The sequence below is a fragment of the Cytobacillus firmus genome (assembly GCF_023612095.1).
Classification (GTDB): Bacteria; Bacillota; Bacilli; order Bacillales; family Cytobacillaceae; genus Cytobacillus.
The window spans coordinates 243,308-269,467 of the sequence record NZ_CP086235.1 but is presented as its reverse complement, the minus strand read 5'-3'; the positions used below and the strand labels follow the sequence as shown (position 1 = coordinate 269,467).

Annotated in this window: 26 protein-coding genes; 14 read left to right on the top strand and 12 right to left on the bottom strand. The window is 43.7% G+C overall.

Annotation, left to right across the window (positions count from 1 at the left end; all coding sequences use genetic code 11):
• Positions 1–16 precede the first annotated feature (16 nt).
• The 6 genes from LLY41_RS01460 to LLY41_RS01435 all read left to right on the top strand — a co-directional run bounded on the left by LLY41_RS01460 (position 17) and on the right by LLY41_RS01435 (position 3,312).
• Entirely contained in the window at positions 17–1,003 is a 987-nt protein-coding gene (locus tag LLY41_RS01460) for a DUF3231 family protein (RefSeq protein WP_304586724.1), read from the top strand.
• A gap of 92 nt (positions 1,004–1,095) precedes the next feature.
• Positions 1,096–1,902, top strand: a complete 807-nt coding sequence (locus LLY41_RS01455) for a hypothetical protein (RefSeq protein WP_095245608.1) — start codon at positions 1,096–1,098, stop codon at positions 1,900–1,902.
• A 184-nt stretch (positions 1,903–2,086) separates the two neighbouring features.
• On the top strand, positions 2,087–2,575 hold the full coding sequence (locus LLY41_RS01450) for a sigma-70 family RNA polymerase sigma factor (RefSeq protein WP_095245607.1): 489 nt from the start codon (positions 2,087–2,089) through the stop codon (positions 2,573–2,575).
• 60 nt (positions 2,576–2,635) lie between these two features.
• Positions 2,636–2,854: a DUF1659 domain-containing protein gene (locus LLY41_RS01445; RefSeq protein WP_095245606.1), complete on the top strand. Its 219-nt coding sequence runs from the start codon at positions 2,636–2,638 to the stop codon at positions 2,852–2,854.
• 37 nt (positions 2,855–2,891) lie between these two features.
• Positions 2,892–3,110 (top strand): DUF2922 domain-containing protein, encoded by a 219-nt coding sequence (locus tag LLY41_RS01440; protein WP_095245605.1) that lies wholly within the window; start codon positions 2,892–2,894, stop codon positions 3,108–3,110.
• Between the two features lie 64 nt (positions 3,111–3,174).
• Complete coding sequence (locus LLY41_RS01435) at positions 3,175–3,312, top strand: YvrJ family protein (protein WP_048010265.1); 138 nt, start codon at positions 3,175–3,177, stop codon at positions 3,310–3,312.
• Positions 3,313–3,337: 25 nt separating this feature from the next.
• Here the strand turns inward: LLY41_RS01435 and LLY41_RS01430 are convergent, their stop codons facing one another.
• From LLY41_RS01430 to LLY41_RS01420, 3 genes are all read right to left on the bottom strand, one after another.
• A complete protein-coding gene (locus tag LLY41_RS01430; protein ID WP_095245604.1) occupies positions 3,338–4,219 on the bottom strand; it encodes an AraC family transcriptional regulator in 882 nt (293 codons plus the stop codon).
• A gap of 82 nt (positions 4,220–4,301) precedes the next feature.
• Positions 4,302–4,751, bottom strand: a complete 450-nt coding sequence (locus LLY41_RS01425) for a helix-turn-helix domain-containing protein (RefSeq protein WP_095245603.1) — start codon at positions 4,749–4,751, stop codon at positions 4,302–4,304.
• Positions 4,752–5,297: 546 nt separating this feature from the next.
• A complete protein-coding gene (locus tag LLY41_RS01420; RefSeq protein ID WP_304586723.1) occupies positions 5,298–6,809 on the bottom strand; it encodes a malate:quinone oxidoreductase in 1,512 nt (503 codons plus the stop codon).
• A 312-nt stretch (positions 6,810–7,121) separates the two neighbouring features.
• Between LLY41_RS01420 and LLY41_RS01415 the strand changes: the two genes are divergently transcribed.
• From LLY41_RS01415 to gnd, 5 genes are all read left to right on the top strand, one after another.
• On the top strand, positions 7,122–8,027 hold the full coding sequence (locus tag LLY41_RS01415) for a nuclease-related domain-containing protein (RefSeq protein ID WP_304586722.1): 906 nt from the start codon (positions 7,122–7,124) through the stop codon (positions 8,025–8,027).
• Between the two features lie 849 nt (positions 8,028–8,876).
• Positions 8,877–9,608, top strand: a complete 732-nt coding sequence (locus tag LLY41_RS01410; protein ID WP_095245600.1) for a GntR family transcriptional regulator — start codon at positions 8,877–8,879, stop codon at positions 9,606–9,608.
• Positions 9,601–11,142, top strand: coding sequence for a gluconokinase (gene gntK / locus LLY41_RS01405; protein ID WP_095245599.1), 1,542 nt, complete (start codon positions 9,601–9,603; stop codon positions 11,140–11,142). Before LLY41_RS01410 ends, gntK begins: the two co-directional genes overlap by 8 nt.
• A gap of 12 nt (positions 11,143–11,154) precedes the next feature.
• The gene (locus LLY41_RS01400; protein WP_095245598.1) at positions 11,155–12,501 is read left to right on the top strand and encodes a GntP family permease; all 1,347 of its coding nucleotides are present in this window, start codon (positions 11,155–11,157) and stop codon (positions 12,499–12,501) included.
• 76 nt (positions 12,502–12,577) lie between these two features.
• Positions 12,578–13,984 carry a decarboxylating NADP(+)-dependent phosphogluconate dehydrogenase gene (gene gnd / locus LLY41_RS01395; RefSeq protein ID WP_304586721.1) on the top strand — a complete coding sequence of 469 codons (1,407 nt, stop codon included), beginning with the start codon at positions 12,578–12,580 and terminating at the stop codon, positions 13,982–13,984.
• Between the two features lie 298 nt (positions 13,985–14,282).
• Here gnd and aspA read toward each other — a convergent pair whose 3' ends face one another.
• Complete coding sequence (gene aspA, locus LLY41_RS01390; protein WP_304586720.1) at positions 14,283–15,713, bottom strand: aspartate ammonia-lyase; 1,431 nt, start codon at positions 15,711–15,713, stop codon at positions 14,283–14,285.
• Between the two features lie 219 nt (positions 15,714–15,932).
• The gene (gene yeiL, locus LLY41_RS01385) at positions 15,933–16,619 is read right to left on the bottom strand and encodes a transcriptional regulator YeiL (RefSeq protein ID WP_304587997.1); all 687 of its coding nucleotides are present in this window, start codon (positions 16,617–16,619) and stop codon (positions 15,933–15,935) included.
• A gap of 78 nt (positions 16,620–16,697) precedes the next feature.
• On the opposite strand from yeiL, the gene LLY41_RS01380 reads away from it, so the two are divergent.
• Positions 16,698–17,876, top strand: a complete 1,179-nt coding sequence (locus LLY41_RS01380) for an MFS transporter (RefSeq protein ID WP_304586719.1) — start codon at positions 16,698–16,700, stop codon at positions 17,874–17,876.
• A 31-nt stretch (positions 17,877–17,907) separates the two neighbouring features.
• Here LLY41_RS01380 and LLY41_RS01375 read toward each other — a convergent pair whose 3' ends face one another.
• From LLY41_RS01375 to LLY41_RS01365, 3 genes are all read right to left on the bottom strand, one after another.
• Positions 17,908–18,066 (bottom strand): hypothetical protein, encoded by a 159-nt coding sequence (locus LLY41_RS01375; RefSeq protein WP_304586718.1) that lies wholly within the window; start codon positions 18,064–18,066, stop codon positions 17,908–17,910.
• 50 nt (positions 18,067–18,116) lie between these two features.
• Entirely contained in the window at positions 18,117–18,551 is a 435-nt protein-coding gene (locus LLY41_RS01370; protein WP_095245592.1) for a GNAT family N-acetyltransferase, read from the bottom strand.
• Between the two features lie 194 nt (positions 18,552–18,745).
• The gene (locus tag LLY41_RS01365) at positions 18,746–19,648 is read right to left on the bottom strand and encodes a glutamate biosynthesis transcriptional regulator GltC (RefSeq protein ID WP_095245591.1); all 903 of its coding nucleotides are present in this window, start codon (positions 19,646–19,648) and stop codon (positions 18,746–18,748) included.
• Between the two features lie 167 nt (positions 19,649–19,815).
• Here LLY41_RS01365 and gdhA point away from each other — a divergent pair, with 167 nt between their 5' ends.
• Complete coding sequence (gene gdhA, locus LLY41_RS01360; RefSeq protein WP_179289078.1) at positions 19,816–21,195, top strand: NADP-specific glutamate dehydrogenase; 1,380 nt, start codon at positions 19,816–19,818, stop codon at positions 21,193–21,195.
• A gap of 86 nt (positions 21,196–21,281) precedes the next feature.
• On the opposite strand, the gene LLY41_RS01355 is transcribed toward gdhA, so the two are convergent.
• Complete coding sequence (locus LLY41_RS01355) at positions 21,282–22,490, bottom strand: sensor histidine kinase (RefSeq protein WP_304586717.1); 1,209 nt, start codon at positions 22,488–22,490, stop codon at positions 21,282–21,284.
• A 228-nt stretch (positions 22,491–22,718) separates the two neighbouring features.
• Here LLY41_RS01355 and LLY41_RS01350 point away from each other — a divergent pair, with 228 nt between their 5' ends.
• Positions 22,719–23,033 carry a YciI family protein gene (locus LLY41_RS01350; RefSeq protein ID WP_304586716.1) on the top strand — a complete coding sequence of 105 codons (315 nt, stop codon included), beginning with the start codon at positions 22,719–22,721 and terminating at the stop codon, positions 23,031–23,033.
• A gap of 693 nt (positions 23,034–23,726) precedes the next feature.
• On the opposite strand, the gene LLY41_RS01345 is transcribed toward LLY41_RS01350, so the two are convergent.
• The 3 genes from LLY41_RS01345 to LLY41_RS01335 form a co-directional block, all read right to left on the bottom strand.
• Positions 23,727–24,275 (bottom strand): DUF488 domain-containing protein, encoded by a 549-nt coding sequence (locus tag LLY41_RS01345; RefSeq protein WP_304586715.1) that lies wholly within the window; start codon positions 24,273–24,275, stop codon positions 23,727–23,729.
• Between the two features lie 47 nt (positions 24,276–24,322).
• Entirely contained in the window at positions 24,323–24,769 is a 447-nt protein-coding gene (locus tag LLY41_RS01340; RefSeq protein ID WP_304586714.1) for a DUF4385 domain-containing protein, read from the bottom strand.
• A gap of 596 nt (positions 24,770–25,365) precedes the next feature.
• Positions 25,366–25,971: a DUF2269 domain-containing protein gene (locus LLY41_RS01335; protein ID WP_095245582.1), complete on the bottom strand. Its 606-nt coding sequence runs from the start codon at positions 25,969–25,971 to the stop codon at positions 25,366–25,368.
• Positions 25,972–26,160: the final 189 nt, after the last annotated feature.

Below are 26,160 nucleotides of genomic sequence, written 5' to 3'. Positions count from 1 at the left end.
TTGACTAAAAGGAGTGATGGCAGTGCGTTCTAAAGAGCTGACGGTCTCTGAGGTCTCGAATATTTGGTCATCTTATTTAAAAAACAGCATGGAGCTGCAGTTTTTTACCTATTTTTTTCAAACGGCTGAGGATCGCAAAGTCAGAAAGATTGTTGGAAGGCTGCTACATCAGTCCGGTAAAAACCTCAAGCAGCTCCAGGATTTTTTTCATAAAGAGAGCATGTCCGTGCCCCTTGGTTTCACGGATGAGGATATAAATATAAATGCCGGTAAAGTATTCTCCGATCATTTTATTTTATTTTTTTGCCATGATATTACCCAGCTTTCATTGAGTACATATCCAAGTGCCCTGGGTCAAAGCACCCGTAAAGATATCCGGGATTATTTTGAGATCACACTTAAGTTCACGTTAAAGATCCAAAATGAAATTGTGGATTTGATGTTATCCAAGGGCATTTACCCAAAGCCGCCCAATATTAAGCTTGATGACCGGATTGATTTTGCCCGGAGCATTAATTACCTTAATGGGTTTAAGGGCGGATCCCGAGCGCTTAATGCTCCTGAAATTGCGAATCTATCCAGAGTGATTCATAGGGCCCAATTCTCGAGAAAGATCTTTGCGGCCTTCAGCCATTTTTCTCAAAGAAACGAAATGAAGGATCATTTCAGCAAAGGAAGAGATTTGATCGAGGGCGTGCTGCGATCCCTTCAGGAAGTAATGGACAAGGAAAATATTCCGGTTTCCTCTGCCAAAGAGCTCACCCAATTTGACGTGGATCTTCCTCCTTTTTCAGAGAAAATGATGCTGTTCTTTGTGAACACCTGTATCGGGATATTCTGCTTCACCATGATCAGCCAGGCCATGACCTCCAGCCTAAGATCCGATATAATCATTAAACTGCTTGGCATCAGTAAAAACATGTCTCTTTATTATGGAAAAGGCCTGATGATTGCCATAAAGCAAAAATGGCTTGAACAGCCGCCACAGGCTGCGGAGAGATAGATTTTCACATTTCTGTCACAACTCTCTCAAAACCACCCTGTCCTTCTGCCCCCTTGATTTGTATATAGAAGGTGAAAGGGTGGTGCAGTTTAATGAATTTGAAATCAGGCAGTGTGGACCAGTTTGGACAGTTTTCTCAATTTAAAGATCTTCAGGAGTTTAATGCCCATTTAGAAATGTGGCTTGCGGTGCATAAATACAAGTTTTCCAAGGGGGAGCTGGCCGGTTTAAAGAGGCTGGTTCGTTTTGCTGCAAAAATTCCCGGGGTATCCAATGCCAAGATCGGAACGGTGTTAAAAGCCATCCACGAAGAATATAACGGCAATGGCATTTCCCGCTCCACTTTTAAAAGAATGATTGCCAAGGCTTCACACCTTGGTATTTTTACCGTGCATGAAACAGAGAGAAAAAACGGCTCCCAGTCCAGTAATTTATATGTTTTTAATCGTTTCCCCAAGAGTGACCCACCTAAGCAGGAAAAATTGGACCCCCCTAATAAAACTATCAATCTTTCTAAAACTAATAAAAATCAAAAGAGTACTAAACGTAACGAAGCCGTCCTCGATCACACTTTTACTAGTGACCGTGTACCACAATCATTTAGCAGCACTGTAAAATACTTTTTTCCGGAAGCAAAGCAGATTGAGGAGTTTTGGAGAATGGCAGTCATTGCAGCATATAAAAATAATTGTGAGTTGAACACTATTCCAGAAACAGCCCTCCATTCCTTTAAACAGCTGATCCGGAAAATGAAAACCAGCATTATTGCTAAGCCCATCGCTTATTTCTACGGAATTCTGAATAAGAAATTTGAAGAAAAATACTTTGAAGAATTGCATGAAATGGGGTTTCCCGCTGAGGATAATGCCTTTTCGCTAAATTTTTTTTACAAAAAGTAGCTAACTGCCCCTTTGTTGGGAGTTAGATCCCTTTACTCCAGCCTTAGACCCTATAACTCCGGTCTCAGGGGGCTTAAAAGGCCGATTTATGACTTTTACTGGATTCGTAAAAAAATGGCTGCCAGGCTATGTTTGAGCTACCCGGGAATACACAGAGAGCGCGCTTTCCTTGAAGGGATATTTCATGGAGAGTTTTGAACAGTTAGCAGCACAATATGAACCTATGATTCATAACATTATGCAAAAATTGAACATCTATAAAAACACTGAGGAATTCTACCAGCTGGGTTTAATAACCCTTTGGCAGGCATGGAAAAATCATAACGATGCAAAAGGGGCCTTCCTTTCCTACGCTTACAGTATGGTAAAAGGAAAAATGATGACGGAATTAACCAGGCAAACAAACCAGATTGACCGATATATCTATCCGGAAGCAGACTTCTGGGAATTCATCGAAGACCCCTCACCAGCTCCCAGTCCAGAGCTCACACAAGAACTTTACAAAAAATGCGGACTGTTATCTGAAAACCAAATGAAATGGCTTCACTATACATTATGTGATGAGCTGTCTGTCAGAGAAATTGCTGAAAAAGAACGGGTCTCCCCTTCTGCAGTCAAAAACTGGCGGCACGGTGCCCGCGAGAAGCTGAAGAAAATAATGCAGCTTAATTAAATTCACCCTGTCCTTTTCTCCCTCCAAAGTATATATAGAAGGTGAAAGGAGGTGTTCGAGATGGCACAAGCAATTATCACTGATTCCAAACTTCGCCTGGTTTTTGAAACAGGCCTTAACGGGCAGGGCAAGCCGGTTTACAAATCAAAAACCTACAGCGGCGTGAAACAATCCGCTACAGCGGACCAGCTTTTCACAGTGGGACAGGCAATCGCTGGATTATCAAGCTACCCGCTGACTGAGCTAAACAGAAACGACAGCTTCGATATCTTAGGCTAATGTCTGAGAAAAATAAACAAAACAGGAGGTGAAAAACATGGCTAAATCACTTGAAATGACATTCGAAACAGAAATGGGCAAGGAAACCAAGCTTTCGGTGGACAGCCCGAAGGAACCGATTGATCCGGCAGCTGTAAAGGCAGTGATGGAACAGATCATTGCGGCTAACGCTTTTGACGGCAATGGCGGTGACCTTGTTGCAGCTAAAGGCGCCAGATTAGTAGAGCGCAATGTAACAGATTATGAACTAATGTAAGGAAAAGAGGCCGGATTCTTTGGAACCCGGCCTTTTTATAGATGAATAGAAAGGAGCATGCACGATGGAACAGATGGTCACCCTGATCAGCGAACTCGGCTTCCCGATTGTGGTCACGCTTTTTCTGCTGAACCGGATCGAAGCCAAGCTGGATGTTGTTGTGTCCTCAATCCAGGGATTGCCGGATCGCCTGAGGGAATAATAGACGGGACTCCACTGGCTAAGGCTTAGGAGTCCTGTTTTTTTGCAACCGGAATCCAGATTTCACTGCGGAATGCTGGTGAAGCCGTATCTTTGCTTTCATTCCAGAGAATTTCCGGCCCTTCTATCTGCTGATAGGAAGAGGATGGGAACCATTCCGAGTAAATCCGTCCCCATACGTTCTGAAGCGTTTCCGGAAACGGCCCCACTGCTTCAAATACTGCCCATGATGTGGCCGGAATTTCAAGAGATTCCATCCCCGCAGGGCATTCCTTTGTAGTGGCAGCTCCGATATAATGGTCAAGCTCACCTTTTTCTTCCATTCTTCCTTCAGAAAAATTGGCTGATGCACTGATCAGGCCGAATGGCTCTGTGTCCGATAAACTCTTGAGCATCCTAATCTTTTCTTCGTTCAGGCTCTTCCACATGTCCGCAATCTCCGGATTCACTCCGTTAAAAATAATCGGCACCCGCTTCTTTAAGCCCACAATTCGAAACGCCTCTTTCTCCTCAATACGATAGTTCATTTCAGTTCCTCCCTTAATAGATAGATGGAAGGTCATCGGCGGATAAGCCTTCAGGGCGTGGCCATTGCTCCTTGCTTCTGATGGAGTGATGCCATGAAGCTGCTGGAACGCTCTGGTAAACGAATCAGGCGAGCTGTATCCATATTTCATGGCTACCTCAATGACCTTAGCCCTCTGGTCCTTCAGGTCAAAGGCAGCCAAGGTCAGCCGTCTTCTGCGGATATACTCCGAAAGCGATACCCCCGCCAGAAAGGAAAACATTCGTTTAAAATGGTACTCCGAGCAATAAGAAAGCTTAGCCGCTTCTTTGAAATCAACCTCTTCGGCTAAATGCTCTTCAATATATTTCATCGCCCGATTCATATTTTGCAGCAAATCCATATCGATGACCTCCTTGTATCTAAAGAATAGCAGGAGCTGGTGGTGTGAACCCGACAATCCATGCACAAGAATGCAGGGTTCGTTACTCAGTTTTATATTTCTTTTTTAATGTGTCAGAGAAAATTCCGCCGCCTAACATTAAAAACAGAGGACCGAAATTCCAGAAAAACGATCCACGAAGAGGGATCTCCAGTTCAGTAAAATGATTAAGTCCTAAAATGCTTAGTTTAAGGATTAGCATAGCGGATCCTATCAGAAATAAACAATCAAAAAATACTTTCAATCTTGGATAAGCTAATTGTCTGCTGTCCTTAATCACTTTCTCCGTCAATTCCTCATCACTCCTTAATAATTCATCAATCGTAACCCCAAACAGATCACTTAGTTTAATAATAATTTCAATGCTGGGATAATTCTGGCCATTCTCCCATTTAGAAACAGACTGGCGGCTCACATACAGCTTTTCAGCCAGTTCCTCCTGTGACCATCCTTTCTCTTTCCTCTCCTTCTTAAGCTTTTCGGCAAAAATCATATTCACAATCACCTTTCTGCAGATCGATACTCCCATTATGGTGAATTTTTTGGCCAAAAGTAAAGATAGGATTGGTTGCAGGAGGGCGCACGCAGGGGTTGCAGGGGCCATACACGTGCTTTTACAGCAAAAAACCCAGCCATTAAGGCTGGTACGCTTTCAAAGAGCTTCCTACTATCCGGTTTATTGTTCTCTCTATTAAGGCTTACACTCGTAATGAAAAGAAGAGAATCAGCTGCAGCTGCGATTTGAGAGAAATTCCCAGGTCAAAGCTTATGCGCTAACTCCCTTCTGTATTGCTTGCTTCTGTCCTGGCACTCGCTTTTACTGCTGGTGTTTCATGTGAAACATCCTCACTGCAGCCTTTAAAAGGCTGACCGACAGCATTAATATTCCTGTCACTTTTAAAAGTCTATTCATAGGATTGGCTTGTGACCTCGACGGGGAAGGCGCTGGAGCTGGACTGTTATCGAAGTTTAAATGATACCTTTTTATCCACAAAAAAGAACCCCCAAACCGAATTCGGCCTAAGGGTTCCTATTATAATCAGTTGTAAGCAAGCTCCTGATGCTTTTCCTTTTCGCTGAGGCCAAGCACCTGCGCTGTGGATTCGTGAATCTCACGGAACAGCTTAGGATTTTCAGATAGTGACATACCGTAGGACGGAATCATTTTCTTAATTTTAAAATGCCATTCGTCCATTTGCTCAGGGAAGCACTTCTGCAATACTTCAAGCATGACATTAACGGCTGTTGAAGCACCCGGTGAAGCTCCGAGCAGGGCAGCAACCGAGCCGTCAGACGCACTGACTACTTCTGTGCCGAATTGCAGGGTTCCTTTTCCGGCAGGTGTATCCTTGATGACCTGCACACGCTGGCCGGCTACTACGACACTCCAATCTTCGCTCTTTGCGTTTGGAATGAACTCACGCAGTTCTTCCACACGCTGTTCATGGGACAGCATCACTTGCTGAATCAGATATTTTGTCAGCGCCATTTCCTTTGCACCTGCAGCCAGCATGGTGATGACATTGTTCGGCTTAACAGACTTGATCAAGTCCATATTGGAGCCTGTTTTCAGGAATTTCGGTGAAAATCCGGCAAACGGGCCGAACAGCAGGGATTTCTTGTTATCAATGAATCTTGTATCCAGATGCGGCACAGACATTGGAGGAGCACCCACTTTGGCTTTTCCGTATACCTTCGCATGGTGCTTCTCAACGATTTCCGGATCGTTGCAGACCAGGAACAGTCCGCTTACCGGGAATCCGCCAATATGCTTCGATTCAGGGATGCCCGTCTTCTGCAGCAGATGCAGGCTTCCGCCGCCCCCGCCGATAAAGACAAACTTCGCCTGATGGTTTTCGGTTGTGCCGCTTTCCATATTCCGCACTTTTACATTCCACGATCCATCGCCGGCACGCTTTAAATCCTGGACGCTGTGCTGGTAATGAACATCGACATTTTTGCTCTTTAAATGGTCAAACAGCATGCGCGTTAACGCACCGAAGTTGACATCCGTTCCGGAATCGATTTTTGTGGCTGCAATCGGCTCATCGGATTTACGGCCTTCCATCATCACCGGAATCCATTCCTTCAGCTTCTCAGGATCATCGGAAAATTCCATGCCCTGAAACAGCGGATTAGCTGACAGCGCTTCCAAACGTTTTTTCAAAAACGATACATTTTCTTCTCCCTGAACAAAGCTCATATGAGGGATTGGCATAATAAAGTCCTGCGGATTGGTAATCAGGCTGTTTTCTACAAGATAAGACCAAAACTGTCTGGAAAGCTGAAACTGTTCATTTACATTGATCGCTTTAGCGATATCTATTGATCCATCGGATTTTTCAGATGTATAGTTAAGCTCGCACAATGCAGCATGTCCCGTCCCTGCATTATTCCATTCGTTAGAGCTTTCTTCTCCTGCGCTGGCGAGCTTCTCAAACACTTTGATTTCCCATTCCGGTGCTAACTCTTTCAGTAAAGATCCCAAAGTCGCGCTCATGATTCCGGCACCAATTAAGATAACGTCTGTTTTGTTCTGTACGCTGCTCATTTTAACCCTTCCTTATCCCAGAAATTTGCCAAAAACTGCAGGCGCTTTGCTCAGGCATCACCACTCGAAAGACATCACCCAAGGACACGCCTTTTCCGTCACACAAAGTACATATTCTATTCTATTATAATGATTGATAAGGTAATATAGCTAGCATTATCTGATAATTATATACTATTTTATACAAATTAGAAAGTGGGCGGGGTTCTCTTCATGGAAATCGGCAAATGGCAAGAAAGTTCGGGTAAAGTATTTGTAATTTTCGAAATTTATTTTACAATAGATTTAGAGGTAAAGAAAGGAAGTGGAAAAATGTTATTAAAAAGAAGATTTCCGTCGGATGAATTATGGTGTATGAGGTATTTAAACACCCGAATGGAGTTAACCGAAAAAGAAAAACAGCACTGGGCCAACCTTGAAAAAGGCTATGAAGGAGAGGTGAAATTTGATCTTCTGACTGAAAAATTGACTGAAGAAAGGCTGGTGATTCATGATCTGTTACTGGAAGTGAACAACTCCTATTTTCAAATTGACACCTTGATCATTTCAGAAAGTATGATCCATCTAATAGAAATAAAAAATTTCCTGGGAGACTGGCAGCTGGAATCTGACAAGCTATATGCCGTGAATACCGGCCGGGAATATAAGAATCCTGTATACCAATTAAAACGAAGTGCCGCCCTATTCCGCCAGCTGCTTCAAATCCTCAAGCAAACCATTCCCGTTGAAGCCTCCATTATTTTTATTAACCCTGAATTCACCTTATACCAAGCCCCCATGGACCAGCCCATTATCCTGCCAACCCAAATAAACCGATTCCTGAAAGACTTGAATCATACCCCGTCCAAACTACATGAGGGTCACAGAAAACTGGCCCAGCAATTACTGTCACTCCATCAAACCAAAAATCCTTATACCATTTTGCCTGACTATCACTTTGACCGGCTGAAAAAAGGGATGTATTGCCTGGACTGTCATTCTCTTCTCAGTCCTGTACACAGGACTCTGGTATGTGAAAAATGCGGCGGGCGTGAAAAATTGGAGCAGGCAATCTTGCGCAATATACGAGAATTCAAGTTTCTCTTTCCTGAACGAAAGCTGACGACCCAAGGCATTTATGAATGGTGTAAGGCTGATATAAGCAAACGAACTTACTCCAGGGTATTAAAGAAAAACTTTACGGCGCGCGGCAGCACCAGTAATACCTATTTTGTGTGAGTGTGGTTGGTTGGATGTTGGAGGTGAGGCGGGTTCGGGGTTCTTTTGTCCGGTGGTGTGGCCTGGTTCTGACTCTGTTTGCTCAGTTCTGCCGGTTTGTGTCCGAAGTTGGGCCTGGTTCTGACTCTGGATTCTCGGTTCTGCCGGTTTGTGTCCGAAGTTGGGCTGGGTTCTGACTCTGGATCCCCCGTTCTGCCGGTTTGTGTCCGAAGTTGGGCTGGGTTCTGACTCAGGATACTCCATTCTGCCGGTTTGTGTCCGAAGCTGGGCCGGGTTCTGACTCTGGATCCTTGGTTCTGCCGGTTTGTGTCCGAAGTTGGCTCAGGTTCTGACTCTGGTTCCTCGGTTCTGCTGTTTTGTGTCCGAAGTTGGACCAGGTTCTGACTCTGGATCCCCCGTTCTGCTGTTTTGTGTACGAAGTTGGGCCTGGTTCTGACTCTGGATCCCTGGTTCTGACTCTGGATCCCCGTTCTGCTGTTTTGTGTCCGAAGTTGGACCAGGTTCTGACTCTGGTTCCTCGGTTCTGCCGGTTTGTGTCCGAAGTTGGACCGGGTTCTGACTCTGGATCCCCCGTTCTGCCGGTTTGTGTCCGAAGTTGGCTCAGGTTCTGACTCATGATACCGGATTTCTCCTTTTTGTGTCCGAAGTTGGACCGGGTTCCTACTCCCTCTGGCCGAAGCTGATCCAGCCTCTGAAACGCACCACCCCAACCCAAACAAACCCAAATTTAAACAATAAATCCAAATAAAAATAAAATGTAAAGCGTTTGCATTTTATTTCATTTGGATTATAATACTTGTATACAAGTATACACGTATACTTAAAATGTCATTTCATAAAGGTGATGTCATGAAAGATTCTACTGAATTTCTATATCCGCAAAAATGGCTTTCTAAGGCTTCCTCTGGCGACCGTGTCGCATATGAGCTTAGAATGCGCATTATTGCCGGGTTGATTGAAAGCGGTACCACGCTTTCTGAAAATAAGTTGGCCGCTGATTTTGCAGTGAGCCGTTCACCGATTCGTGAAGCCTTACGGACACTGGCATCTGAAAATATCATCCGCTTGGAAAGAACGGGTGCTGTGGTTGCCGGGTTAACTGAAAAAGAAATCGAAGAAATATACGATGTTCGTCTGATGATTGAGACATTCGTGTTTGAACGTCTTATCAGCATGGACACAAATGAGTTGGCGATGGAGCTCAGCAAGGTGCTGGAAATGATGAAGGTGGCTGTCAAGTATCGGGATGCGGATGAGTTTGCGTATCAGGATATTCTGTTCCACGAAATTATTATCGGGTCTATTGGCCATTCTTATATCCAGCTGATCTGGAATAATTTAAAGCCTGTGATGGAAGGCTTCATTCTTTTATCCATGCGCGTGCGCTTTAAGGAAAATTATGAAGATCTTGATCGGATTGTGAAAAATCATGAACTATATATTGATGCCATTAAAACAAAAGACAGAGACCTCATGATTCAGTCGCTGCACGAAAATTTTGATGATGTTCAAGGGAAAGTGGACGATTTATGGAGGTCACAGCAAATGCTGTCCAAAGGGGTTAAACAACAAGATGACTAGCTATATGTTAGGGATTGATATTGGAACCACCAGTACAAAAGCCGTGTTATTCAGTGAAAAAGGGGATGTGATTCAGCAGGAGAACATCGGGTATCCGCTGTACACTCCTGATATCTCTACAGCAGAACAGGATCCTGATGAGATTTTCTCTGCTGTCGTTCAAGCGATAGCGAATATTACGAAAATCCATCATGATAAAAAGCTGAGCTTTGTGTCCTTCAGCAGTGCGATGCATAGTGTGATCGCGATGGATGAGAATGATCTGCCGCTTACGCCCGTTATTACCTGGGCCGATAACCGCAGTGAAGCATGGGCACGTAAAATTAAAGAAGACTGGAATGGACATGAGGTCTATAAACGGACCGGAACACCGATCCATCCGATGTCCCCATTAAGCAAGATTACCTGGCTTGTGAAGGAGCGTCCGGAGATCGCCAGCAGGACCAAAAAATATATCGGCATTAAAGAATATATTTTCAAAAAGCTTTTTAATGAATATGCTGTCGATTATTCACTTGCTTCCTGCATGGGCATGATGAATCTCAAGACATTGGACTGGGATGAAGAGGCATTAGCCATAGCGGGCATCACCCGCTCACAGCTATCCGAACTCGTTCCTACGACAAAGATGTTCCAAAACTGCCATCCTGTTTTAGCCAAACAAATGGGCATCGATCCAGAAACACCTTTTGTGATCGGCGCAAGTGATGGTGTGCTTTCGAACCTGGGTGTGAATGCGATCAGAAAAGGTGAGATCGCCATCACCATTGGGACAAGCGGTGCGATACGTACCATTATTGACAAGCCCCAGACCGATGAAAAAGGGAGAATCTTCTGTTATGCCTTAACAGAAAATCATTGGGTGATTGGCGGGCCGGTGAACAATGGAGGAATGGTCCTCCGCTGGATCCGGGATGAATTTGCCTCATCTGAAATCGAAACAGCCAAGAGATTAGGCATTGATCCTTACGAGGTTTTAACAAAAATCGCCGAACGCGTCAGACCGGGCGCTGATGGCCTGCTGTTCCATCCATACCTCGCAGGTGAACGCGCTCCTTTATGGAACCCGGATGTGCGCGGATCTTTCTTCGGATTAACGATGTCCCATAAGAAGGAGCATATGATCCGGGCAGCGCTTGAAGGCGTCATTTATAATCTGTACACCGTGTACCTGGCATTAGTGGAATGCATGGACGGCCCGGTAACCCGGATTCAGGCAACAGGTGGCTTTGCCAGATCTGAGGTTTGGCGTCAAATGATGTCCGACATTTTTGAATCGGAAGTCGTCATACCGGAAAGCTATGAAAGCTCCTGTCTCGGTGCCTGTATTTTAGGATTGTATGCCACAGGAAAAATCGACTCGTTTGATGCTGTTTCAGACATGGTGGGCGATACCTACAAGCATACACCGAAGGAAGAGGCTGCAAAAGAATACAGACAGCTGCTGCCGATCTTCATCCAATTATCAAGAGCGCTTGAGGATGAATATACTTCGATCGCAAACTATCAAAGAAAATTAATACAACATGACTAGGGGGAAATGACAATGCCGCTGTTAATAGTAGCAATTGGAATCGTTGCCTTATTAATTCTGATAATGGGCTTAAAATTAAATACCTTTATTTCATTGATTATCGTTTCATTTGGTGTTGCGCTGGCACTCGGAATGCCGCTCGACCAGATTGTCAAAACCATTGAAGCCGGATTAGGCGGAACACTTGGCCACCTGGCGCTCATCTTCGGACTTGGCGCCATGCTGGGCAAGCTGATTGCCGACTCTGGCGGCGCCCAGCGAATTGCCATGACTCTTGTCAATAAATTCGGTGAAAAGAATATCCAATGGGCTGTAGTGGCTGCATCCTTTATTATTGGTGTTGCCTTATTCTTTGAAGTGGGACTTGTATTATTAATTCCGATCGTATTTGCTATTTCAAGAGAATTAAAGATTTCTATTTTGTATCTTGGTATTCCGATGACAGCGGCTTTATCTGTCACACACGGATTCCTGCCGCCTCACCCGGGTCCAACCGTTATTGCCGGTGAATACGGTGCAAACATTGGGGAAGTATTGCTTTATGGTTTCATCATTGCGATTCCAACCGTTATTTTAGCTGGACCGGTCTTTACGAAAATCGCTAAAAAGCTCGTTCCGAATTCATTCACAAAAAGCGGAAACATCGCTTCTCTGGGAGAGCAGAAAACCTTTAAGCTTGAAGACACACCAGCTTTTGGAATCAGTGTATTTACGGCTTTGCTTCCTGTTATTTTAATGTCAATCGCAACGATTATTACTTTGCTTCAAAAAACAATGGGATTTGCAGATAATAGCTTACTTGCTGCCATCCGCTTTATTGGAGATGCCGGCACTTCGATGCTGATCTCCTTATTGGTTGCCATCTATACCATGGGATTGGCAAGAAAAATCCCAATCAAAAATGTGATGGATTCCTGCACAACTGCAATCAGCCATATCGGGATGATGCTTTTGATTATCGGCGGAGGCGGCGCCTTCAAACAGGTATTGATTGATGGCGGTGTCGGTGACTATGTGGCCGAGCTTTTCAAAGGGACAAGCCTGTCTCCGATTTTACTGGCATGGATTATCGCGGCTATCCTGAGGATTTCATTAGGATCTGCCACAGTGGCTGCATTAACGACAGCAGGCTTAGTCATTCCGCTGCTGGGCCAAACAGATGTAAATCTTGCCTTAGTGGTGCTTGCAACAGGTGCGGGAAGCTTAATCGCTTCTCACGTCAATGATGCCGGCTTCTGGATGTTCAAAGAATACTTTGGTTTGAGCATGAAGGAAACGTTTGCAACATGGACTTTGCTTGAAACAATAATATCTGTTGCTGGATTAGGATTTATTTTATTGTTAAGCTTATTTGTATAAACACTTTAAGGCAATGAAACCCTACTTCATAAGAGGGGTTCATTGCCTATTATTCTGAAATGAAGGAGCAGGAACTATGAAAAATACAATTGGGGTTATTGGTCTCGGCGTAATGGGGAGCAATATCGCTTTAAATATGGCCAATAATGGCGAGAAAGTAGCTGTATATAATTACACCAGGGATTTAACCGATCAGCTGGTACAAAAGCTTGAAGGGCAAGCCATAAGCCCTTATTACGAAGTAGAGGATTTTGTTCAGTCTCTGGAAACACCGAGAAAGGTCTTTTTAATGGTGACAGCCGGGAAAGCCATTGATTCTGTTATTGCAAGCTTAGTTCCTTTCCTTGAAGAGGGCGACGTTATCATGGACGGCGGCAACTCCCATTTCAAAGATACGGAAAAAAGATATGATGATTTGAAAGCAAAAGGAATCGGCTACTTGGGTATCGGCATTTCAGGCGGTGAAGTGGGTGCTTTAACAGGACCTTCCATCATGCCTGGCGGTGATCGGGATGTCTATGAAAAAGCGGCTCCGATTCTTACAAAGATCGCTGCAAAGGTTGACGGTATGCCTTGCTGTGTCTACATCGGACCTAAAGGGGCAGGCCACTTTGTCAAAATGGTACATAACGGAATCGAGTATGCAGATATGCAGCTGATTGCGGAGGCCTATATACTTTTAAGAGAAAAGCTGGGATTATCTGTTGAAGAAATTGCGGATATCTTTGAAACATGGAATCAAGGCGAGCTGAAGAGCTATTTAATCGAGATCACAGCAGCTATTTTAAGGAAAAAAGATGAGCGCACAGGGCTGCCGCAAATCGACGTCATCCTTGATAAAGCCGGGCAAAAAGGAACCGGAAAATGGACCAGCCTGCAGGCGATCGATAATGGGATACCAACCTCGATCATTACAGAATCTTTATTCGCACGCTATATTTCTGCTTTGAAGGATGAGCGTGTGGCGGCTGAAACCCTTTTAACAGGTCCTGAGAAGGATGAGATAACCGTTGAAAAAGACGTCTGGATTGAATACATCAGACAGGCTTTATATATGGGGAAAGTGTGTGCCTATGCACAAGGATTTACCCAATATAAAATGTCATCCGAGCAAAATGACTGGAATCTGCCACTGAAGGATATCGCCCTGATTTTCCGCGACGGCTGCATCATTCGTGCGGAATTCTTAAATGTCATCAGCGAAGCTTACCAGGAGCAGCCAAACCTGGCAAACCTCCTTGTCTCTCCTTACTTTGCGGAAAGAATCAGGGACTACCAGACAGGCTTGCGCAAAATTGTCTGTGAAGGCATTCAATCCGGCATCGCATTGCCATGCTTGAGCTCTTCTCTTTCCTATTACGACAGCTACCGGAATGGAAGATCAAATGCCAGCCTGCTGCAGGCGCAGCGTGATTACTTCGGTGCCCATACGTATGAGCGGACAGATATGGAAGGGACTTTCCATACTAATTGGAATGAATAGATAGAAAAGCGGAAGGCGCCCGCCTATCGGCGACAAGCATAAGACGAGCCGGCTGAAAGGTTGTTCTTTAACCTTTTGGACGGATTGAAAGAAATGTTGAGGCGACTGCCCAGGGACGACTAGCATAAGACGATCCCTGTAAGAAGGTGTTTTTTCCTTCTGGAAGGGAGCGGCTTATGACCTCGAGTCCCTAGGAGCCGAAACAAGACAAGCTTATGACCTCGAGCCGATGGCGCCTGGAGCTAGACAGTTAAAAAACGCTTGCCCCTCAATCGGGGACAAGCGTTTTTTGTTTGCCTTAATCTCTTTCAAGCAGTGCAGCGCCTGCAATGCCAGGATCCGTCATTTCATATGGATCGAGGATTAAATCCAGTTCTTCTTCTGTCAGAACATCATATTTCAGGCACAGTTCCCTGATGGAACGGCCTGTTAAAATCGCTTCCCTGGCAATTCTGGATACGACTTCATAGCCAAGGTGAGGGTTGACGGCGGTAATGATGCCCACACTCTTTTCAACATAGTCCCTCATTCTTTCTTCATTGGCTTCGATTCCTTTTACACAATGCTCTGTAAACGTATTGAACGCATTGTTCATAATGCTGATCGATTGCAGAAGGTTAAAGATCAGGACTGGCTCCATGACGTTCAATTCCAGCTGACCCGCTTCTGAAGCAAGGGAGATCGTGTTGTCGTTCCCGATGACCTGGAAGGCTACCTGATTGATCAGTTCCGGAAGAACAGGGTTTACTTTACCAGGCATAATGGATGAGCCCGGCTGTCTTGCCGGAAGGGAAATTTCACCAAGACCCGCTCTTGGGCCAGAAGCCATCAGGCGCAGGTCATTTGCGATTTTGGACATATTGGTCATGCAGATTTTCAGTGCTCCGGAGACTTCTGTATAAGAATCCGTATTCTGAGTGGCGTCTACAAGATGTTCTGCCCCTTTAAATGGCAGGCCGCTGATATCGGCAATATGCTTCACCACTAAGTCAATGTATTTCGGGATGGCATTCAGACCTGTTCCTACTGCCGTTGCGCCCATGTTCAGCTCATATAAGTGCTGTTTGGATTGCTGAATACGCTTGATGTCGCGTGCAATGACGCGGCTGTAGGCTTCAAATTCCTGCCCAAGCCTGATTGGAACCGCATCCTGCAGATGAGTCCGCCCCATTTTAATCACATGGCTGAATTCCTTTGATTTTTCAAGGAAAACTGAGTGCATATTTTCCATTGTCAGGATTAATTGATCCAGCAGATTTAACACTGAGATGTGCATAGCTGTCGGGAACGCATCATTTGTCGACTGCGACATATTCACATGGGTATTAGGGCTGCAATGGGAATAATCGCCCTTTTCATGGCCCAAGATTTCAATCGCACGGTTCGCAAGGATTTCATTAATATTCATATTAATAGATGTTCCGGCACCGCCCTGGATTGGGTCCACAATCACCTGATCATGCCAAAGTCCTTCAATCATTTCATCGGCTGCCTGTACAATCGGGTCTCCGATGCCTGAGTAAAGGCGCTTAACTTCCATATTCGCCATGGCCGCTGCCTTTTTCACGATGGCCATTGCCTTGATTAACTCCGGATGGATCCGGTAGCCTGTTATCGGAAAGTTCTCAACCGCACGAAGCGTCTGAACACCATAATAGGCATCCTCCGGAACTTCCTTAGAGCCTAAAAAATCTTTTTCAATTCTGTAGCTGTTCTTTGCTGCTAACATGGACTTCTTCTCCTTTATATAAACCTTTCAGATATATATAGGTTTTGTAATAGCTTATCCTTCGTATTCACTATAAGCCTGAAAGGAGGAATTGGCAATGGGTATAGCACAATAAAAAAGACCTTTTTCCCGGTATGCCTGAATGCTTGGGAAGCTGGTAATTTCAGTGAATGGAACCGCTTACCTTTAAGTGGGAATTTTCATTGCTTCATATTCGGTTCAGCCGCCCGTCTCCAACCCATTTTTTAGCACATCCGCAAGCCTGTGCAATTCGTCCGGCTGCCGAATATGGTAATGGCGCCCAATCTTCTGCAAATACCCCTTCTCGCAAAACTGCACAAGAACATGCAACAGGTGGCGGTAGGACACCCCCAAAAAGTCACAGACAGTTACATGCTTCTCTTTATAAACATCCCCATCAGCGGTTTGCAGGATGAAATCGGCCAGCCGGTTTTCAAGCGGAAAGGATAGGCCCTGTGAGTACTTTTCAGCCATCCTGGTTGCTTTCACGCTTAGAAACTTGGTGAGCTCCCGGAGAAAGGTCGTGTCTTCAAGCAGCTTTTTGCGGTAATGGTGCAGGGGAATCGCAAAACAGACTGTCTTCGCTGAGGCCTGAATCCCCTTTGTATAGTACACTTCATGCAAAAGCTCCATTTCCCCGATATAATCATGGGCATTGATAAAATTAATCAAAGATACCTTCCCATTTTGATACGTCACGTAAATCTTGGCTTTTCCCTCGATAACATAATACAAATAATCCGGCCTCATGCCCTCACGTATAATCCACTCATCCCGCTTATATTCGCGCACTTCTATAAACTCTTCAATTGGAAAAGAAAATAAATGGGATATAGAGTGCTTCTCCACGTAATTCTGTCTTTTTTTCCCTTTGTATGTTTCCATCATCCACCCCAAAATATGAGATATCTCATATTATTGTACGAAGCTTCCTGATATCATGCAAATATCGGAGGGATTTTTATGAAGACACAAAGCTGGATGAGCAGGCAGTTTTTCAGCTTTTTTATGACCTGGGGCATTTTCCTGCCTTATTGGACAGGGTGGATGATCCATATAAAAGGAATGACGGTTTCACAGGCAAGCTTGATCATGAGCTTGGGCCTGGTGGTACGGGGGCTTGCCACACTTTTTGCTTTTCCCTATTTATCAGGAAAATTCAGCAGCAGAACCCTGCTGAACGGAATGGCAGCCGGTACCCTGATCGCCATTCTCTGCTATATTCCGGCTGACTCTTTTGCCAGCCTGCTGGTAGTAACGCTGCTATTGCATTTCTTTTATCCGGCACTGATGCCTGCACTGGATAGTGCTGCGGGCATTCTTGTCCAAAACAAACAATTAAAGGATTATGGAAAAAGCCGCTCCTGGGGATCGATCGGCTTCGTTGTGTCCGGTATGATTCTGACCTTCTTTACAGGTGGGTTCGGCGATAAGGCCATTTTCTGGGCGTTATTACTTGGCATGCTTGTAGTCCTTTGTCTCGGTTTCATGAATACACCGGCAGTACTATCTGAAAAGCCGAAACGCGGCCAGACCAAAGGAGCCATAAGGAAATTATTCCGCATCAGACACTTCGGCCTTGTGCTCATCATTGTGATTCTGCTGCAGGCAGCGCACGCTTCCTATTACAATTATGGTTATATCTACTTACAGGAAATTCAAGCACCAAAATATTTAATCGGCGCCATTATTAATATAGGCGTGATTGCAGAAATTCTTTTCTTTTTCATTGCGGACCGGACTTTCCGGAAGTTTTCAATCGGTTCATTACTGGCACTGGCAGCAGTGGGCTCCACTGCACGCTGGATACTCGTATTTGCCTTCCCGCATGTCATTGTGTTCAGCATTAGCCAGACATTGCATGCCTTCTCATTTGCCATGGCACATTACGCCTTCATGAAATATTTAATTAAATATGTTCCTCATGAACAGGTACCCATTACTCAAGGGGTCTACTCAGCACTCGCCCTCAGCTGGAGCACAGCCCTTTTCACCATTTTCGGCGGGTACCTTTATGAAATGGAACCCCGATATGCGTTTATCGGAATGGTGGTATGTACTGTACCCGCTTTGGTCCTGGCTCTTCTTTACAGGAAACTTGCCCGTCGGAAGGAAAATGGTGCAGGCAAATTGGCAGGTTAAATGGTTCGAGGATGCTGCTTTTTTTCCAGGCTTATCCGGATGAAAAGCAGCCGCTAAAAAATGTGAACCAGCTTCGATTGCATGGACTCCGGCAGCAGCTGAAAGAACAGTCCTTCATACTTTTAAGGTCAAGCAGGCCTGCAAGCAGCAAAATAATCATCAGGATAAGCACCATTTTTTTCTTAAACATCTGTCCGCCTCCTTTCATAGAAAGAGCTCCCGCAGGAGGAGCTCTTTTGATTAATACGCCAGTTTATATACGATTTCTCCATCAATCACCCGGCCATCCGCTTCAAAGCCGAGTTTTTCATATAGCCCCTTCGCCAAATGGTTCTCAGGCTCAAAGCTCAAATAAACCACCTTATGCTCCTGATCCTGCTTAATCCGCTCAATCAGCTTTTCCATGGCCGCTTTCCCGTACCCTTTCGACTGGTGCTTCGCATCAATCATCAGACGGTAAATCCAGTATTCCTTATCATCGTCATCCATACAGTACATTGTAAAGCCCACTAATACCTCATCATGATAAATAGCTAAGCACTCACACTCCGGAAACGCCTTCGCCTGCGCCAGCGAAAACACATTCGGCGCCACAAATGCCTTTTGCTCTTCTGCCACACGCAAATCAATGACATCAAAAAAATTATGGCGGTCTATTTCTCTAAATTCAATCATATGATCCCCCTTCTCTTTGAAAAGGCAGCTCCCCCGCCCTTTTTCCCGGGACACGCCTGCCATTTCACTATCGAAGTCAAATTCGCTAAATCAGCAGAGAAATCCTCCAAGTGAAGACCAAAAATATATATGAATAACATGATGAAGATGGCAGGGCCTTTTCAAATTTCCTTAAGGAAATCGCGATAATGGCATCAGTTTTGGAATTGATCCAAAACAGCAAAGAAATCACGAATAAATTGATAGAATATTTTCTCCGTGGGCAGCAGCTGGCGTTCACTTGGAATAATGATTCCTACCGCACGGGTAATCTGTGGCATGACAGGCAGCCTAACTGTGGAGCGCGGCAGGCTTTCCACCAATGTAGATTCCGGAATAAGCGTCAGCCCCAGACCTGCTGAGACCAAGCCTTTAATCGTATCAATGTCATCCCCTTCAAATGACACTTTAGGGTAAAAACCAAGCTGACTGCATGCGTTATCGAATAGTTCCCGCAGAACATATCCCTTGGGAAACAAGATAAAGGATTCGTCTTTCAGCTGGTTCAGGTTCAATAGGGGTTTGTCCGCTAAAGGGTGGTCAGCAGGAACCAGAGCGACCATTTTCTCGGTAAATAAAATATCCCCTTTAACCTTTTTCTCTTTCTTAGGGAGAGGGCCAATCAATGCCATATCGATTTCCCCTTCCGCCACTCCGCTGATTAAATCATGATAAGCGCTCTGTTTCAGCTCAAACTTCACATGAGGATAGCGCCCGCGGAAAGCAGATATGATGGAAGGCAGCGTATAAAGTGCCAGACTGCTTGGGAAGCCAAAACGTATTCTGCCATGCTCCGGATCCAGATACTCTTTGACTTGCCGTTTGGCATTATCGATTACCTTTATGGCTTCTTCCATCTGTTCTAAGAATAGTTTGCCGATCGGCGTCAATTTCACGTTCCTGCCTTCACGGATAAATAAACTGACCCCCAGCTCTGATTCAAGGTTGAAAATCTGTCTGCTCACAGCAGATTGCGCCACATGTAAAGCTAAGGCCGCTTCGGTTACATGTTCTCTTTTCGCCACTTCAATAAAGTATTTAATCTGCCTTAGTTCCATGTGTTTTTTTCCTCCCTTCTGCCAATCATCTAATTTCGGCATCAATATTATCTAATTTTCATATTGTTTAGATTGATTTTCAACTATAAAATGAGGGAATCATACAAATTTTGAATAGTTGGAAATTATTGAATTAATTTTTACTTAAAGGGAGGGCCATTGACAGCATGACTGCAATAACAAAAATGAATGAGAAGCGAATACAGGCCGAGGATTACGTTCAGGCGGTATTCGAAACAGTTAAAAAGCGCAATCCTAATGAAGGTGAATTTCATCAGGTCGTTAAAGAAGTGTTTGATTCACTCGTTCCAGTATTTGAGAAAAACCCCGCATACATGGAGCAAAGTATTCTTGAAAGAATCGCGGAACCTGAAAGAGTGGTCACCTTTAGAGTCCCCTGGGTGGATGATCGGGGAAAAGTACAGGTGAATCGCGGCTTCCGGGTTCAATTCAATAGCGCAATCGGTCCCTACAAGGGCGGCTTGCGATTCCATCCTTCTGTAAATGCCAGCATCATCAAATTTCTGGGCTTTGAACAAATTTTCAAAAATGCCCTTACTGGCCTGCCGATTGGAGGAGGAAAAGGCGGAGCCGATTTTGATCCCAAGGGGAAATCTGATGGCGAGATTATGAGATTCACACAAAGCTTCATGCTGGAACTAAGCAGGCATATCGGACCGGATGTAGATGTTCCTGCCGGAGATATCGGAGTCGGCGCCAGGGAAATAGGCTATCTGTTTGGACAGTATAAGAGAATTCGCGGAGGCTATGAAGCTGGAGTCCTGACAGGGAAAGGAATCGGGTATGGCGGAAGCTTAACCCGCACTGAAGCGACAGGCTACGGTATGGTTTACTTTGTACAGGAAATGCTGAAGGAAATAGGCCTTTCCTTTAAAGGAAGCACTGTCGTTGTATCCGGTTCAGGAAATGTCTCTACTTATGCGATTGAAAAAGCGGCACAGTTAGGCGCGAAGGTTGTGGCCTGCAGCGATTCTGACGGCTATATTTATGATCCAAACGGCATCAGCCTTGATACAGTAAAAAGGCTGAAGGAAGTGGAGAGGGAAAGGATCCGGGAATATGTGAAGGAACATCCCCATGCACAATACGTTGAGGGATGCTCCGGCATCTGGTCCATCCCCTGTGACATCGCTCTGCCGTGTGCGACACAAAATGAAATTGATGAGGCAGCAGCAGAAATCCTTGTTGCCAATGGTGTCAAAGCCATTGGTGAAGGAGCAAATATGCCATGCACATCCGGAGCCATCCATGAGTTTCTGAGAAACAGCGTTCTCTTTGGGCCGGCAAAAGCAGCCAATGCAGGCGGTGTTGCCGTTTCCGCATTAGAAATGGCCCAAAACAGCTCAAGAATATCCTGGACATTTGAAGAAGTGGATGAAAAACTGCAGCACATTATGACGAATATATACCGGAGCAGCGTCCAAGCTGCCGATGATTATGGCCACCCAGGCAATCTGGTGGCAGGTGCTAATATCGCAGGATTTATAAAAGTAGCCGATGCCATGATCGCACAGGGAGTTATATAAAAATGAAAAAGGGTGATGCTAGTAAGAAAGCATCATCCTTTTCTATTTAGATACACAGTTATCTTCTTATGGTCAGGAGTCTGTATTTAAATAGCTGGAAAGCGTATCACAACGGTTGTTCCGTGCCCCAAAGCCGTGTCGAAATGAATGGTCCCTTTATATTTTTCCACTATCTCAAAGCAAATCATCATACCCAGCCCGGTGCCTTTGCTTTTCAGGGAATAAAAGGGCGTTCCGAGTGAGGCAACCTCTGATTCAGTCATCCCTCTGCCCTGGTCGGTAACCTTTATGACAACAAAGTCTTTTTCCCTTGCAGCCGTAACCTGAACGATATCCCCCAGCTCCGATGCCTCAATCGCATTTTTCATAATATTGATCAGCAATTGTTTAAACTCCAGGCGGTTCACGGCAATATGACAATCATCCGGAACATTTACTTCAATCCGGTTATCATGCAGCAGCCCATACGAATACAGGAGATCCGCCACACTCTGCAGAACAGCCTTGACCTCCACTGATTCAGATGCAATCTCTTTTTTCGGTTTCGCAACAGACAGAAATTGAGAAATCACCTGCTCAGCTGTATTTAATTCATCAACCATCAGCGAAATCTGTCCTTTTCGACTGGAAGAAAAGGAAGGATCCTGTTCAAATAACTGCAGAAAACCCTTCACAACGGTCAGAGGATTCCTGACTTCATGTGCAACCGCAGCCGCCAGCTGGCCCGTTATCTTCAAGCGCCCAGACTGCTGAATTTGTTCATAATAGAGCTGCTGTTTTTTCATCCGTCCATTCGTTAAGAAAAAAATAAAAAAAATAATCACCTGGCTTGCAAAAAAATTAATCACATTTCCTATTAAATCCTGCTGTATATAGGCGTATTGAAGTCCGTGGTCCATAGCCGCAATATAGCCAAACAAAAGCACCGAACCCGCACAATTGAGAATAAGCGAAAAATAAAAAATCCTGGAATCAAAAAACAGGATCGAGAGGGCAGGAATCAAACACAGAAAAATAAAATTCGACCAGGTCTCCGGATATAAAAAGAACAACGTATAAAAGTAAACAGACGAAACAACTTTGATTATCAATCTATGTACATACGTATGAGCCCGGGGATACAGCAGCAGACAGACCGATAGAATGAGGACCAGCACCAGATTCAGCATATAGCCAGCACCAAAGTCACCCATCCGCGGATTATCCGCCACCAGCCCCAGGACCATAATGGTGATCACAATAAACGCCACAATATGATAGATTTTTTTATTGGATTTATTATTAAACTCCTTCATACATGCCCCTTTGGTTATCTATATCGTACCTATTAAAATATATCATGATTTGGGCTGTTATGGGAAAATAGGATTAATTTGTATTCCATTAAACATAAGGGTGAAACTGCAGCAAATTGAGGGATTATTAAAAGAAGGAAATTAATGTTTTTATCCCGAATAGGTACAAAAATGCTGCTTATTATAAGGGTCCAAGTGTTATCAATTTAATAATGAGGTGATAAATCAATGGAACAATATTTATATAAATTAAGATTAAAAGCACATTTTTTAGAAAGGGAAAGCTGGACGCAAACGGAAGAAGAGATTATCAGCCGCCACTTCTTAAAACTCAAAGAAAATACTGAAGAGGGAAAAGTAATATTGGCAGGACGAACACTGAATGACGATGATACCGGATTTGGAATTGTTATCTTTGAAGCTGAAAATAAAAAGAGTGCTGAACAATTCATGAGAGCTGACCCCGCTATTTCTGAGGGCATGATGGAAGGGGAATTATTCCCTTATCGAGTAGCATTGATGCGGGAAAGAAAGTTGAGGTAAGGGTTTATCTTTCTCTGCAATTTTATAACTAAAATTGAGGATGCTGAAAAAAACGCACCCATCACTCAAGATGATTTCTCTTTGGCAGATTATGATGAATTCTAATAAACAGCTAAAAGGTGCCTGCCCCCTAAAGCAGCAGTATAGTTGGGGACGGGCACCTGTCCAATATCACTTGTGGAGTTTCTCTTTGGAATTCTTTATCCTGAATTGCAAAATTACAGCGACCAGCAAAGTTATCCATTGCAGGGTGTATAATATTATAGAATAGTTGGATTTTATAAAATATGCTGTTACAGAAAATATACCGGAAAAGAAGATAAGTAATACAACCATAATGGATATAGTATTGTGTTTGTTTTTATTCTTATAAAGTAAGAAAACTATTATTACACTGAATAACAAAGCATTCATAATGAATATCTTTTCCACAATTAGTTATCCTCCCTAATCCAGGTTTAAGTATTTCTGTGAATCATACCTCTTCTTTTATTTGTAATCATTCCTGGGACCTGCATCCATTACAACCTCTACCATATTGGAAGGCCCCATATTAAAGTTATAATCTCATTGAAAATTATACCATTTTATTGAAACCATATAGGTGAAAACTACTGCAAATTAAAAAGCAGCCACAATACAGCAGCTGCTTCAAAAAGGGTACCCGGCACCTGTGACCCTGCGTTTCCCTTTTTATAGCTTCGGATACACCACAGTCCCATCTTCTTCAATGATTGGCATGGCTCCCCACTTCCCCAATTCATGTGGGACCACCTTCGGATTCCCCTTGGAGTCAGGAATGAGATGGCGCACATCCCATCCATTTGCCTTCAGCCAGTTGCTGATGAGCAGGCGGTGGCATCTTGCCGGATGATATTCTGAACACATATAGACGAGCGTCGTTTCTGCGGCCTGTTCCTTGAGCTGCTCCAAAGCATACTGAAAATCATCCGTCAGTGTATAATCCGCATAATTGTGAAACGAGCGGTTATTCCATCCTTCGTTCAATTGCTCCCCTACCTGGCCAGATATTCTCCTTCTCCCGCCAAGACCGGGGAAATGGCGATAATGAATCCCCGCTTCTTTCAGCCACTGGATCATGTTTTCTTTTTTAAAGTGTGAATTCCTGCGGCTCGCAGGAAATGCCCGGACATCTGCCACAAAGTTAATTTCAGCTGCTCCCAGCAGCTTTAAAAATTGTTCGATCGAATGGTTATAATGTCCAATCGTATAGACTTTCATGATCATCTTCCCCTTAAAACAAAGACTATGTTGTTCAGGTTGCTGCTTCAGCCATATTTCTTCTGATGCTCTTTTTTTCGCTTAAGATAATCCTGATCTTCTCGCGCGAGCTTCCATTTCTCCATAAAGATGGACGCCGATTCTGCCTTCACCGGATCATTCTGTCTTTCATTTACCTTGCCATCCTCATCATATTTCTTCCCGCCTTTGTAATTCGTATACCTGCGGGCTCTTGTATATCCCATCTGCAGAAATTTCCTTGCCATATCCATCCCGACAAAATCTTCTTTCTCCTTATAATCGAGAAACATTTGATAGATCTTATCCGATGACTCCACAGCAATTTCCGGAGTCTTAAATCGCCAATGCTTCAGGATCTCGCTCTTATAAGGCTCTACCAGCAGCACACCCTGTTCTCCCCTGCCAACCCTATACAGTTCAGGATTCTTGCGGAAGTCTATTGTTTCAAAGTCCAAATCATAGTCGAAAGCCATATCTGTCACCCTTTTTGTATTGGGTTTACCCTTGGCGGGCTTTTTGTATGCAAGGGTCCTACGATATATTGAAAGCTGGTTAATTGTTAATATAAAAAGCACTTGTTGCTAAATGCAATCAAGTGCTTAATAAAAATTTAAGGAGTAAAGAGTCCTTTTTCAAAAAGGAACAAAAAAACAACCCCGGAGGATTGCTGAATGACACTTTCATCAAGTGCCCATTTTCTTATGAAACAAATAAACTAATGTCCAGAGTGCAAGAAATAATGCCCCTTACTGAATGTGGTCCCATTCTCTAAAATTATAACAAACTACAATCATTAGAAAATTGGATAACAATCCAGCGTATACCAATGATCGTATAAAGACGGGGTTAAACAAGCAAATACACTAAAAGATTTTGCACCAGATGACAGTGCCTTATTTACTATCTCATCTACCTGATTCCGACTTTCAGCTGTAAAGGATAGAATTGCTTCGGCAGATGTATTAGTATCTACAACTCCCTTCTTACTAAATCCTTTGAATCGTTCTTCAATCCTCTTTCGTTTAAGTTAGGGATAAACCAGACCCAAGCCCAATTTACTCCTATCTATTTAAGAAATGCGTTTTTCCGCTTTTTTTATTTTCCCCCACGGTTTTAAATAAGAAATTACAACTAAAAAGATAATGAAAACAAATGAGATTACAATACCGATAAATAACATTTCACGACTATGGAGGTATAAAGGATTTTTTAAAGGATGGATACTGTTAACGAAAATATCTCCTGCCTTATCGTGAATCCATACACGCATATACATCGAACCAAACAAAATGGTTATAAAAGTAACACCAAGTTTAGCCATAATCCAATAGTACTTTGTTACCCCCCAATGTGTACGTACAGCTAACCAAATTCCAGTAAAGAAGGAGCCGAGTCCACCTGGAATTATTAAAAACCAGTCAAAAAATCCAATAAACAAATGTGCTGCATAAATATGTTCTCTCTCAGTAATAAAATTAGTTGAAATGGCTAATAATGTTATCCCCAGCGAGCCTCCTATAAAAATAACCACAAAGAAAATATGTGATATTAACCACCAATTTTTTTGTTTTATATTTAACTTATTACTCTTCTTTTTTCCTATCCAAATTGGAATGAATATCAGCAATATAAGCATTAATGATGTTCCTAAAAATATACCTGCATCTTTACTCACTTTTAACATCCTCTCATGAATATTGAAATTTTATCCCTATCTTTACTATTGAATCCTCAAAAAATAATGTGATAACTGAACACTAAAATTTTAGATATAATAAGTTAATGAAATGCTGTTTAATTATGATAAAAGTTAAATGAAATTATTTTATCTCGCGAGATAAGATAATTATAATTGAAGGTAGAA

What these genes read in the sequence shown, in the direction of transcription:
- LLY41_RS01455 (WP_095245608.1), top strand. Translation starts at nt 1,096, where the DNA reads ATGAATTTGAAATCAGGCAGTGTGGACCAGTTTGGACAGTTTTCTCAA.
- LLY41_RS01345 (WP_304586715.1), bottom strand. Translation starts at nt 24,275, where the DNA reads ATGAAAGTCTATACGATTGGACATTATAACCATTCGATCGAACAATTT.
- LLY41_RS01375 (WP_304586718.1), bottom strand. Translation starts at nt 18,066, where the DNA reads ATGTTTAAGAAAAAAATGGTGCTTATCCTGATGATTATTTTGCTGCTT.
- gntK (WP_095245599.1), top strand. Translation starts at nt 9,601, where the DNA reads ATGACTAGCTATATGTTAGGGATTGATATTGGAACCACCAGTACAAAA.
- LLY41_RS01440 (WP_095245605.1), top strand. Translation starts at nt 2,892, where the DNA reads ATGGCTAAATCACTTGAAATGACATTCGAAACAGAAATGGGCAAGGAA.
- LLY41_RS01425 (WP_095245603.1), bottom strand. Translation starts at nt 4,751, where the DNA reads ATGATTTTTGCCGAAAAGCTTAAGAAGGAGAGGAAAGAGAAAGGATGG.
- LLY41_RS01410 (WP_095245600.1), top strand. Translation starts at nt 8,877, where the DNA reads ATGAAAGATTCTACTGAATTTCTATATCCGCAAAAATGGCTTTCTAAG.
- LLY41_RS01450 (WP_095245607.1), top strand. Translation starts at nt 2,087, where the DNA reads ATGGAGAGTTTTGAACAGTTAGCAGCACAATATGAACCTATGATTCAT.
- LLY41_RS01420 (WP_304586723.1), bottom strand. Translation starts at nt 6,809, where the DNA reads ATGAGCAGCGTACAGAACAAAACAGACGTTATCTTAATTGGTGCCGGA.
- LLY41_RS01340 (WP_304586714.1), bottom strand. Translation starts at nt 24,769, where the DNA reads ATGGCTTTCGACTATGATTTGGACTTTGAAACAATAGACTTCCGCAAG.
- gdhA (WP_179289078.1), top strand. Translation starts at nt 19,816, where the DNA reads ATGACTGCAATAACAAAAATGAATGAGAAGCGAATACAGGCCGAGGAT.
- LLY41_RS01370 (WP_095245592.1), bottom strand. Translation starts at nt 18,551, where the DNA reads ATGATTGAATTTAGAGAAATAGACCGCCATAATTTTTTTGATGTCATT.
- LLY41_RS01460 (WP_304586724.1), top strand. Translation starts at nt 17, where the DNA reads ATGGCAGTGCGTTCTAAAGAGCTGACGGTCTCTGAGGTCTCGAATATT.
- LLY41_RS01435 (WP_048010265.1), top strand. Translation starts at nt 3,175, where the DNA reads ATGGAACAGATGGTCACCCTGATCAGCGAACTCGGCTTCCCGATTGTG.
- LLY41_RS01355 (WP_304586717.1), bottom strand. Translation starts at nt 22,490, where the DNA reads ATGAAGGAGTTTAATAATAAATCCAATAAAAAAATCTATCATATTGTG.
- LLY41_RS01430 (WP_095245604.1), bottom strand. Translation starts at nt 4,219, where the DNA reads ATGGATTTGCTGCAAAATATGAATCGGGCGATGAAATATATTGAAGAG.
- LLY41_RS01415 (WP_304586722.1), top strand. Translation starts at nt 7,122, where the DNA reads ATGTTATTAAAAAGAAGATTTCCGTCGGATGAATTATGGTGTATGAGG.
- LLY41_RS01350 (WP_304586716.1), top strand. Translation starts at nt 22,719, where the DNA reads ATGGAACAATATTTATATAAATTAAGATTAAAAGCACATTTTTTAGAA.
- LLY41_RS01400 (WP_095245598.1), top strand. Translation starts at nt 11,155, where the DNA reads ATGCCGCTGTTAATAGTAGCAATTGGAATCGTTGCCTTATTAATTCTG.
- aspA (WP_304586720.1), bottom strand. Translation starts at nt 15,713, where the DNA reads ATGTTAGCAGCAAAGAACAGCTACAGAATTGAAAAAGATTTTTTAGGC.
- LLY41_RS01380 (WP_304586719.1), top strand. Translation starts at nt 16,698, where the DNA reads ATGAAGACACAAAGCTGGATGAGCAGGCAGTTTTTCAGCTTTTTTATG.
- yeiL (WP_304587997.1), bottom strand. Translation starts at nt 16,619, where the DNA reads ATGGAAACATACAAAGGGAAAAAAAGACAGAATTACGTGGAGAAGCAC.
- gnd (WP_304586721.1), top strand. Translation starts at nt 12,578, where the DNA reads ATGAAAAATACAATTGGGGTTATTGGTCTCGGCGTAATGGGGAGCAAT.
- LLY41_RS01445 (WP_095245606.1), top strand. Translation starts at nt 2,636, where the DNA reads ATGGCACAAGCAATTATCACTGATTCCAAACTTCGCCTGGTTTTTGAA.
- LLY41_RS01365 (WP_095245591.1), bottom strand. Translation starts at nt 19,648, where the DNA reads ATGGAACTAAGGCAGATTAAATACTTTATTGAAGTGGCGAAAAGAGAA.